The sequence below is a fragment of the Brevibacillus sp. AY1 genome, from assembly GCF_029870785.1.
Classification (GTDB): domain Bacteria; phylum Bacillota; class Bacilli; order Brevibacillales; family Brevibacillaceae; genus Brevibacillus; species Brevibacillus invocatus.
Window position 1 is genome coordinate 1 of sequence record NZ_JAFLPN010000017.1, and the last position, 10056, is coordinate 10056.

Below are 10056 nucleotides of genomic sequence, written 5' to 3' on the forward strand. Positions count from 1 at the left end.
GCCGTATACCGAACGGTACGTACGGTGGTGTGGGAGGTCGGCTACTCAAATAATGGGTAGCCTCCTACCCGATTGTCTCGTCCTTATCGGACGCTTAACACAAGCGGAGTTGACACTGCGACAGCCATAAGGCTGTCCAACCCCTCTATTCCATTAGCAAATGCCGTTGGAACTTCTTTTCGCAAAATGTTGTATGCACCATTCACATCAGCGTTGATGCACATGCCTGTTGCAGAGCGATACATGCCACGGTGGATCCGTCTTCCCGAGAAGAGCTTTTTCGTATCACTTTCCCCATATACGGGAATATCATCACAATCTAGAAAGCTTGCCTTTGAGGTGTACGATTCTTCTCGCACGACGGTCGAAATGCCCAAGCGTTTTGCTTTGTACAGAATCATCTGGATGAGTAGATGATGCGGAATGTGGCAAAACGACTGATTATTTCGCCTGCCCATGTTGGCTTCGCTTTTCCATTGCTTGTTGTGACCAATGACAATGGTTCCAATCCGCTCTTGCAAAGCGATTCCCATGATGGCATAACTCGCTTTATGAAAGAAATCCTTGATTTTCAGAAATCGTTTACGATGTAAACGTTCCAAGCGCTGCGAAGTCATTTGACCTTCGTACGCTTTCTTTCCTTGCCGCAAAATGCTATGATAGTGCGCCTTCTGCTTGTTGTAATACTGATTGATCGATTTGACGACCTTGCCCTTGACCAATGTTGGCGTTCTGCCTGTATTGGTCACAATGGTTGCCAGGTTATCAATGCCCAGATCCATCGCCATCACCCGATGCGTGGGATGCACTTGTAGCTGTTCTTCGCAGGTGAAGATCAGCTCGACCACATAACGTCCATAGGATGGAATAACACGAACTTGCATCAGCTTTCCGTTGGTATAACCCACTTTGCCGATATTCAAGCGTTGCTTCGTATAGGGAAGCTTTAAGAACCGCTGATTTTTGATTTTACAATCCTGGTTGGTGAAAATCACTTCTTTTTGCGAAGTACGGCAATACTTCGGAATACGCGGCTCTCCTGTCAAAGAAACAGGATGATCGCGCCACTTCTTCCGCAAGGCGAAGAAGCTCTTCCAATTTTGAAAGACGACTTTCATGATGTTTTGACTGCTTTGCGCAGGCAAGGAACGATAATTTTCTTGCCCTATCGCTTTAAATAACGCATCGAGAAAGGGATAGGTGATCATTGCATTCGCTTTCGTCGGAAGAGAAAAGAGGTTGGCATGGACTTCTTTGCGTTGTTCTAAAGGTTTCAACCATTCCTTTTCTTGTTTCTTCTGATAGGCGAGAAGCTGGTTGTCGTTGATAGCATCAATATGCCGAATCAATGCATCCATCACCTCCTGTTGAAGTGGTTGAAGCCCCTTCTCTTGGGTCACTGCGGTATACACCTGTCGGATGTAAAAGTTCGTGGTGTTATACAAACCTTTGGCTTGTTGACACATCCCTTGAAAATATGGAAACAGCCGATGGCCTGGTTTGATCCAAATCTGGTAGGTTTGGTAGGAACTTTTGCCTTTCATGTTTTTTCACCTCCTTTTTCCTATATCCCTAAATAGGAACATTTGTTCTTGTTTTAATTATATACAAAAGCAGGCAAAAAGAAAAGCGATTCACCCACTTATATGAAGTAGGAGTACCTCGCCTGACTTAGATAGTTTTCAAAGAAAAGAACTAATCGTTAGAAACGAAATTGCCGATGATACTACTAAGAAGTATCGTCGGTTTTATTTTATTTTACCTACAGAAGGCGATCAGGAAGAACCGATCGCTTGAGAGGATGGTTTCGCATGCGAATACATGAACCCAATCGTACAGGGATGATTCAGGCATACAATAAGACGGGTACCGCATCAGTGAGCAAAAAAGGAAAAATGGCGATGGGAAAAGATGAAGTGAAAATTTCTACAGAGGCCATGGAGATGCTGAAACAAATCGAAGACCCGAATGCTCCTGCGCGCCGCGAAAAGGTAGAGCAGCTGCGCAAACAGGTTCAGGAAGGCACGTACCATGTGCCTAGCGAGAAAATCGCGGACAAGTTCCTTTCCTTTTGGAAAAAATGGTAGCACACTTCTTCGAGGAAGCTGAGGGAACAACATGACGAAGATGGAGACACTCTACGATCTGCTCGACAACTTGATCCAACTGCACAAAGCCATGTATACCCTGGCCGAGCAGAAGATGCAGATACTGATCAAAGGTGAGATCGACGAGCTGGTGGCTATTACCCGACAGGAACAAAAGCTGATCAAAGGGGTAACGGCTGCGGAGACGGCGCGGCAAAACGCCGTGCGAGAGCTTTCCAGTGAAAAGGGATTTACCTTGCAGGAAGGTACGTTGGCTGAATTGATCAAGTTGACGACCAGCGCGGAAGAGAAGCAGCGCCTCTCAACGTACCGCGAAGAACTGAGTCGGATCGTAGGGGAATTGCGAGATGCCAATGAGCTGAATCAGCAATTGCTCAAGCAATCCCTTTCTTTTGTGAACATGACGCTGGATTTGATCACGGATACGCCTGAGGATGATTATATCTACGGAAAACCAACCCATGATATCAAGCAGGCGAATCGGAATTTTTTCAATAAAAAAGCATAAAAAGAGGTGCTAGGATGCGATCTACCTTTCACGGCCTGGAAGTAAGCAAACGCGGTTTGTTTGCTCAACAGGCGGCATTGAATACGACAGGTCACAATATCGCCAATACAAATACAGAAGGATATAGTCGGCAACGAGTCAATATGGTGACAACGAACGGCCTCCCTTATGTCGGCCTTCAAGCGGGGGTAGAAGCCGGACTCATGGGGACAGGAGTTCGTGCGGACAGCATTCAGCGACTGCGGGAAGAATTCCTCGACATCCAATACCGCAACGAGTACAAACGCCAAGGCTATTGGGATGCCCGCGCGGAGACGCTGGACAAACTGGAAGGCATCATGAACGAACCGTCTGATACAGGCCTGGCGAAGGTCATGGACCAGATGTGGCAAGCATGGCAGGACCTGGCGAAGGACCCTGCTGATACGTCTGCACGTGCAGTAGTCCGTGAACGCAGCAAGGCTGTTGCGGATACCTTCAATACCCTCTACACGCATCTGGAAGAGGTGCGGACAGACCTGGACAACGTTGTGAATGTCAAATCCTTGGAGATCAACTCCCTGGGTCAGCAAATTGCAGCGTTAAACAGTCAGATCGCGAATGTGGAGCCGCATGGTTACTCCCCAAACGACTTGTACGACCAACGAGATGTCCTCATCGACAAACTTTCTAAACTCGTAGAAGTGAGAGCGACTCAAACGGTGAACGGCATGGTTGACATCACCATTGAAGGGCGTGCGTTCGTCACTGGTGTGACATCGCAGCCGTTTGTAGCGACGCAAGATCCCGTGACGGGGAAAAGCAACATCACGTTGGGTGGAGCGGCTTTCACTCCGACAACGGGTTATCTCGCAGGAACCCTTGAATCACGGGACCAAATCGTCCCTAACATTTTGAATCGGCTGGACGTTCTGGCAGTCAACCTGACCAAAGAAATCAATGATCTCCACCGCGCGGGACGCAGTCTTACGGATATCGCCAATGGCGGGGTGCAGGATCTTCCATTTTTCGTGGATGCCGATGCCTTGGCTGCAAACGCAGCGACTAAGGACTATCCAAAAGGCGCTTCTAAAATCGTGGTCAATCCTGCTATTATGCAAAGCCTGGATGCCATCGCAGCGGCCAAGCCAGAGGCAGCTGGGACACCGGTAGGAAACAACGAAAGCGCCCTGGCAATCGCTTCGATCAAATTTAAAGTACTTGCAGCGGGTACTGGACCTACAGATTTGGCTGAGAGCTCTACTTTGGACAACTACTACCGCTATACCATCAGCCAGATGGGAATCGATGCGCAGGAAGCGATCCGTAACCAGAAGAACGCGGAGATGCTTGTGGGGACAGTCAACAACCAGCGCCAATCTGTTTCCGGGGTATCAATCGATGAAGAGATGGCTGAAATGGTTAAATACCAGCATGCCTACAGTGCTTCTGCCCGCGTCATGACGAGCATGGATGAAGTGCTGGATAAAGTTATCAACGGCATGGGCCGTGTCGGTCTCTAATAGGAGGAATGAGTCTTGTCAGTACGCGTAACGCAAACCATGCTCAATAGCAACATGCTTCGCAATCTGAACAATTCGATGCACAATATGGACAAGCTGCAGCACATGCTTTCTTCGGGAAGAAAAGTTGAGAAGCCCTCTGATGATCCCGTGGTAGCTGCACGGGGGATGTTTTACAGATCCTCTCTGATGGAAAATGATCAGTACAAGCGCAATGTCGATGAAGCGCAGTCTTGGATGGATATGACCGATGCTACGATGGATGAGATGGGTAATATTATGAAGCGGGTGAAAGAGCTGCTGGTTTACTCGGGAGATGGAGCCGTCTCGCCTGATGACTTGAAAACGATGGGCGCGGAGATTGAGGAACTGAAAAATCACATGGGGACGCTGGCAAACCAGCAGATTAATGGCAAGTACATTTTTGCTGGAACTGATACGAATAAAGCTCCATTTGATGCCAATGCACTAGGTGGAAAAGGAGACTTTGTCAGTACAAATGCTTCTCCAATCAATCTCGAAGTCAGTCAGAATGTCTTTGTCACTTCCAACGTAAATGCCCAAAATATTTTTAATTACCCGAATGCCGCTGGTAATGTGTTCAAAGTGTTGAATAATATCATCGACGAACTGAAAGCGGGAAGGTCGGCTACACAGTTCCAGACGGTGATGGATGATCAATTCGATAACTTGCTTGCAGAAAGAGCAACTTTGGGAGCGAGTGTAAACCGCGTGGAATTGATCGCGGAGCGTCTGGATACCCAGGAAGTAAGCATCACCGGTTTGATGTCCAAAAATGAGGATGCCGATATGGCAAAGGTTATGACAGATTTGAAAACGCAGGAGAGCGTGCATAACGCGGCATTGGGTGCAGGGGCCCGAATTATTCAGCCTACCTTGCTGGACTTCCTGCGATAAGGTGAGTTGAGATACAGGAGGCTGACAGGATGCCAATCGCACAATTACGGATGGAAAGTACTTTTGCCCGTCTTGGCCTAAACATCAATAAACCTGTACAGGAAATCAGACAACCGGCTGCTGAGATGAATCTAAGTCAGGTGCCAGCCAAACTGGATATTGAGCAAGCACGACTGGAACTGTCGATCGATTCTAGTCAAGCTCGTGCCAATATTGGCATCATGACTTCAACGCAATTTAGTGAAAGTAATGCGGCATACGGAAAACAAAAGGCAATGCAGTCGATCGCTGAAAAGAGTCAGGAAGGCGATCGCTTGATGCGCATTTATACAAAAGAAAATGCCATCGCTGCCATTGGCAGGGAAAAAGGGCTACGAGTACTGGAAGGCGGATATAGACCTCCTTCTGCATCAGCAGACGAAGGTGTAGATATTCAAATCCAACTCAAGCCAGTGGTGATACAGGTCCAACGTAACGGAATGACCATGAATCCTGTGACCAAGCCGCCTGAATTATCCTATACGCCAGGCAAGGTAGAGCCTTATATGATACAATACAATAGCTTGAAAATTGATGTCGTGGGTAGCCAGTTGGACCGAATGATGTAAGCGAGGCGAAAACATGAACGCAAGTCAGCAAGTAGAATTGGGCAAGCTTTTTTTTGAGGACGGCATTCCTGGTTTTTCCCATTTGCAGTTTTTTCAGTTGCTCCAGGAAGAAGAAAGTCCCTTTTTTCTTATACAGTCTACAGAAGAAAAGGATATCGGCTTCTGGGTGGTAAATCCTTTTTCATTCTTCCCTGAATACCAGTTCACGCTGTCCGACGTATCCAAGGAAGCTCTTCATCTGAACGAGGAGTCTCCTGTAGCGGTGTTTTCCATCGTCACGATCAGGGGCAACAATCAGGCTACAGTCAATCTAAAAGCGCCGATTGTAATCAACCTAACCAATCGAATGGGCAGACAGGTCATCTTGCCAGAAGATACGTATCCCATCCGTCAGCCGTTGTTCGCACAACAAGCTGCGGATCAAGAGTAGGTGGTGTCCAGACATGTTGGTCCTTTCTCGAAAGAAAAATGAATCCATAATGATTGGAGACACCATTGAAATTAAGGTAATCTCCGTTGAAGGTGATTTGGTGCGGATTGGGATCGAAGCTCCGAGAAAACTGGATGTGTATCGTAAGGAAATTTACGATGCAATCCAGGAGGAGAACAGGCTGGCTACGCACAATCAAAGCGATTGGTCGGCTTTGAAACAACTGATACAAATGAATCAGAAATCAGAAGATGGTCAATAGATCATCTTTTTTATTTTTTTGCAGAAAAAAGAAGAAAAAACCCTAAAAATGCTAACAACCTGGTCAGGAGAATCCGATAATAGAAATGTAGGGACAAAGTCGCAAGCGCGCGATTGCGATGACTCCTAAATAAATAGCAACAGTCACAGGGACGTGACTGTCGAACTCTCAAGGAGGAATTGAGTATGATTATTCAACACAATATGTCAGCTATTAACACACATCGTCAACTGGGTGTTAACGGCAACAACCTTGGCAAAAACGTAGAGAAATTGTCTTCTGGTTACCGCATCAACCGTGCAGCAGACGACGCTGCCGGTCTCTCCATCTCCGAGCGCATGCGTGGACAAATCCGCGGTATGGAGCAAGCTTCTCGTAACTCTCAAGATGGTATCTCCCTAATCCAAACTGCTGAGGGTGCGCTTCAAACTGTAAACAATATGCTGGTCCGCATCAAGGAAATTGCTACACAATCTGCGAACGGTACTTATGACAGCGCAGCTGACCGCTCACGCTTGCAAGAAGAGCTTACTGAATTGAACAAAGAGATTACTAACATTCAGAACAATACTAAATTTAACGGAATTAATCTTCTTAATGCTACCGCTAGCGGTACGATCAGCTTCCAAATTGGCGAAGGATCTACACAAACATTAGATTTGGATCTGACTAAGTTTACTCTTGCTACGGTAGTAGCCGGTGGTTCCGGTGCTCCAGCAGTATCTGGTTCTGGTGCTCCAGCAGTATCTGGTTCTGGTGCTCCAGCAGTATCTGGTTCTGGTGCTCCAGCAGGTGGTGTATCCGCAACTGTTTCTGGATGGAATATTGGCACTCAATCAGGTGCTCGCGCTGTATTGGCAGGTATTGAAGCTGTCATTAACAAAGTGAGTGCTGCCCGTTCTTACTTGGGTGCAAACCAAAACCGCCTGGAAAATACCATCAATAACCTCGATATTACAGCTGAAAACTTGACTGCAGCAGAATCCCGTATCCGCGATGTTGATATGGCGAAAGAACAAATGCAATTTACAAAGAATAATATTCTTACACAAGCTTCCCAGGCAATGCTTGCACAAGCGAATCAATTGCCGCAAGGTGTACTACAATTGTTGCGTTAAAAAGTATTATAAAAAGGGACCCTTTGGAAACGAAGGGTCCCTTTTTGGTATTAATTACCCAATGAACTGTTGTTAAGTCAGGGGAGATTATCGCCGATATATATAGTAATAGAAAGGACGGAGATACTATGGAAGTTACAATTCAAAATCATAAATTTTATTATGGAAACAATAATTCTTCAATAGAACAAGTATTGACAGATATCGAATGTTTCTTAAAAGATAAAAAAATAATCATCAAAAATATCATCGTTAATGACACAGAAGTTATCGGTGATTACACTCAATATATAAATGAGATGGACATTCGTGATATTGAAAGAATCCAAGTTGTGACTAGTACTGAAGAAGAGTTCGTGGATGAAGTGATGGATTCTTTAAGTGGTTATTTAAGTAATGTACTACCTCAATTAGAATCACTCTCTAAAGAGTTTTATCAAGATCCGGAGCCTAAAACATGGGTTGAGTTTTCGGAGTTAATTGAAGGTTTACAGTGGATTAATCAAGCATTGAATTTCCTTCAGGAAAAAAACGTAGTAACACTAGAAGAGTTGGTTTCTTCACTTGATAGTAGTATTGTAAACCTTCTCCAAGCGATAGAAGTGACTGACACGATTTTAGTCGCAGATATTATCAATTATGAGATCAGTGACATATTAAATCAAATTCATCTTGAAATAAAAGTTCATTGATTTTAGAGGAGAAATAATCGTGATATTAACAGATAATATTTCTTATCTTAAAAAGTTGGCTCCATCAGTTTGGGATAGATTGTATCAATTCGAGCAACAGTTTGATTGGGTAAATGACATTGAATTGATTCAATCAAAAATAGGACTCCCTACACTTACAAAAAAGAACAGTCAAGGACTTACTACGTTTATCCATAGTAAATATGACCCTCTTCAGGAAGCTGAGCAAATCATTGATCAATATAGAAATGAAATAACACAGTATCAACATGTAGTATTTTTTGGCGTGGGATTGGGGTATCATATTGAAGTTTTTACAAAAAGGTATCCAAATATCACATTTTCAATATGCGAGCCAAACAAGGAGATACTATATCAATATCTATCAAATAAAAAACTCGATGACTTTTCGAGTGGATCTCTGAAAGATATTTATCTAGTAGAAAATGAACAAGAATCATTAGTATGCGTTTCTTCCATATTAAAGATAGCTGCAAAGAAAACACTAGTTATTATATTACCCAGTTATAGAAGGCTATTTAGGGAAGAGTTTAGTTACTTTGAGAATAACTTTTCAAAATCGATTATAAATAAAAAATCTGAGATGAGAATTAATATTGCTTTCGAAAAACGTTGGATTATAAATGGTATTAATAACTTATACAATGTACTAACATCGTCGGATATTTTACATGTAGACTCTAAACTATTTAAGAATAAGCCTGTATTGATAGTGGCTGCTGGTCCGTCGTTAGAAGAGGAAATCGAAAACATTCGTTATGTCAAAGAAAATAAGCTGGCTTACATTTTTTCTATAGGCTCTGCTATTAATGCTTTATTATCCAACGATATTATCCCAGATGCAGTATGTACATATGACCCCAGTGAATTAAATCAGGTTGTTTTCGCAAATCTTATAGAAAGAGGCTTGGACAATATTCCAATGATATTTGGGAGTACCGTTGCATACGAAATACTTCAAAAATATTTAGGACCTAAATACCATATGTTAATAAACCAAGATTTGATTGCCTATCACTACCTTAAAAGAAATGATGGAGAGCCGCTTATATTTCTGAATGATGCCCCAACGATTGCAGTTGTCACACTGCAACTTTTGGCAAAATTAGGTGCCAATCCGGTGGTGTTGGTCGGACAAAATTTGGCGTATAGAGACAATCAGTACTACGCTAAAGGTATTGACTATGATCATATACCTACTTCAAGAAATTCTGATAAAAATCTTGTTAAGGTTAAGGATATCGAGGGAAACGAAATATTTACAAGTCATGGTTTGAATAGTATGAGACTGCAAATTGAGAATTGTATACGAAGTAACGGGATGAAGAATGTGATAAATACTACGGTTGGTGGCGCTGAGATAGCTGGTACTAATTATATTCCGATGAAAAACGTTATTAATGAAATACTGGTTAATCAAGTTGTTGAAAGTAATTGGGAGCATCATGTATCTTCTCGGGGATATGATATTAGTTACGCGTTGACGCAATCGCAGGTTATGGAGCAAGAGAAGGAAAAATTTAAAATAATCGTTTTTGAGTTTAGAAAGATTTTATCAGATATTTCACGCCAAGCAGAAATGAAGAACAGGAAACGTTTGAACAAACTTTTTAACAAATTTGATGATAAATTCACTCGGTTACAAAACAATAAGTTCTATCTTCATATGATAAATAGAATGAGTCGCGTGCATTTTGAGGTCGTAATGAGTATGTTTCAAGAGATTCGATATCAGAAGGATGAAATTACGAAGGCCCAAAGGGTGGTAGATGAGTTTGGATCATACTTGGATCATTGTCTTCTCAATACAGCCATTGTAGAACCGTTAATGAATGAGTTACATGGAAAAATTAAATTGTTATATAACAAAAACCTAGGAGATAAATAAC

At 43.3% G+C, this 10056-nt stretch carries 11 protein-coding genes; 10 read left to right on the top strand and 1 reads right to left on the bottom strand.

Annotated features, from left to right (window positions below):
- Window positions 1-83: 83 nt before the first annotated feature.
- Complete coding sequence (locus JZI27_RS14425) at window positions 84-1544, bottom strand: RNA-guided endonuclease InsQ/TnpB family protein (RefSeq protein ID WP_280207923.1); 1461 nt, start codon at window positions 1542-1544, stop codon at window positions 84-86.
- Window positions 1545-1811: 267 nt separating this feature from the next.
- Here JZI27_RS14425 and flgM point away from each other — a divergent pair, with 267 nt between their 5' ends.
- From flgM to JZI27_RS14475, 10 genes are all read left to right on the top strand, one after another.
- On the top strand, window positions 1812-2087 hold the full coding sequence (flgM, locus tag JZI27_RS14430; RefSeq protein ID WP_122907127.1) for a flagellar biosynthesis anti-sigma factor FlgM: 276 nt from the start codon (window positions 1812-1814) through the stop codon (window positions 2085-2087).
- A 40-nt stretch (window positions 2088-2127) separates the two neighbouring features.
- The gene (locus JZI27_RS14435) at window positions 2128-2616 is read left to right on the top strand and encodes a flagellar protein FlgN (RefSeq protein ID WP_348521367.1); all 489 of its coding nucleotides are present in this window, start codon (window positions 2128-2130) and stop codon (window positions 2614-2616) included.
- Window positions 2617-2630: 14 nt separating this feature from the next.
- Window positions 2631-4118 (top strand): flagellar hook-associated protein FlgK, encoded by a 1488-nt coding sequence (gene flgK, locus JZI27_RS14440; RefSeq protein WP_122907126.1) that lies wholly within the window; start codon window positions 2631-2633, stop codon window positions 4116-4118.
- A 15-nt stretch (window positions 4119-4133) separates the two neighbouring features.
- Window positions 4134-5036, top strand: a complete 903-nt coding sequence (flgL, locus tag JZI27_RS14445) for a flagellar hook-associated protein FlgL (protein ID WP_280207928.1) — start codon at window positions 4134-4136, stop codon at window positions 5034-5036.
- A gap of 29 nt (window positions 5037-5065) precedes the next feature.
- The gene (locus JZI27_RS14450) at window positions 5066-5644 is read left to right on the top strand and encodes a DUF6470 family protein (protein ID WP_280207930.1); all 579 of its coding nucleotides are present in this window, start codon (window positions 5066-5068) and stop codon (window positions 5642-5644) included.
- Between the two features lie 13 nt (window positions 5645-5657).
- Window positions 5658-6074, top strand: coding sequence for a flagellar assembly protein FliW (gene fliW, locus JZI27_RS14455; protein WP_280207932.1), 417 nt, complete (start codon window positions 5658-5660; stop codon window positions 6072-6074).
- 13 nt (window positions 6075-6087) lie between these two features.
- Complete coding sequence (gene csrA / locus JZI27_RS14460) at window positions 6088-6336, top strand: carbon storage regulator CsrA (protein WP_280207934.1); 249 nt, start codon at window positions 6088-6090, stop codon at window positions 6334-6336.
- A gap of 185 nt (window positions 6337-6521) precedes the next feature.
- Entirely contained in the window at window positions 6522-7454 is a 933-nt protein-coding gene (locus tag JZI27_RS14465) for a flagellin N-terminal helical domain-containing protein (protein WP_280207936.1), read from the top strand.
- Between the two features lie 128 nt (window positions 7455-7582).
- On the top strand, window positions 7583-8146 hold the full coding sequence (locus JZI27_RS14470; protein ID WP_280207937.1) for a DUF8042 domain-containing protein: 564 nt from the start codon (window positions 7583-7585) through the stop codon (window positions 8144-8146).
- Between the two features lie 19 nt (window positions 8147-8165).
- Window positions 8166-10055 (top strand): motility associated factor glycosyltransferase family protein, encoded by a 1890-nt coding sequence (locus JZI27_RS14475; protein ID WP_280207938.1) that lies wholly within the window; start codon window positions 8166-8168, stop codon window positions 10053-10055.
- The last annotated feature ends 1 nt before the right edge of the window (window position 10056 follow it).

Excerpts from the sequence above, each read along its gene's own strand:
- flgK (WP_122907126.1), top strand. The coding sequence starts at position 2,631 with ATGCGATCTACCTTTCACGGCCTGGAAGTAAGCAAACGCGGTTTGTTT.
- JZI27_RS14470 (WP_280207937.1), top strand. The coding sequence starts at position 7,583 with ATGGAAGTTACAATTCAAAATCATAAATTTTATTATGGAAACAATAAT.
- JZI27_RS14450 (WP_280207930.1), top strand. The coding sequence starts at position 5,066 with ATGCCAATCGCACAATTACGGATGGAAAGTACTTTTGCCCGTCTTGGC.
- JZI27_RS14425 (WP_280207923.1), bottom strand. The coding sequence starts at position 1,544 with ATGAAAGGCAAAAGTTCCTACCAAACCTACCAGATTTGGATCAAACCA.
- csrA (WP_280207934.1), top strand. The coding sequence starts at position 6,088 with ATGTTGGTCCTTTCTCGAAAGAAAAATGAATCCATAATGATTGGAGAC.
- flgM (WP_122907127.1), top strand. The coding sequence starts at position 1,812 with ATGCGAATACATGAACCCAATCGTACAGGGATGATTCAGGCATACAAT.
- JZI27_RS14465 (WP_280207936.1), top strand. The coding sequence starts at position 6,522 with ATGATTATTCAACACAATATGTCAGCTATTAACACACATCGTCAACTG.
- JZI27_RS14435 (WP_348521367.1), top strand. The coding sequence starts at position 2,128 with ATGGAGACACTCTACGATCTGCTCGACAACTTGATCCAACTGCACAAA.
- fliW (WP_280207932.1), top strand. The coding sequence starts at position 5,658 with ATGAACGCAAGTCAGCAAGTAGAATTGGGCAAGCTTTTTTTTGAGGAC.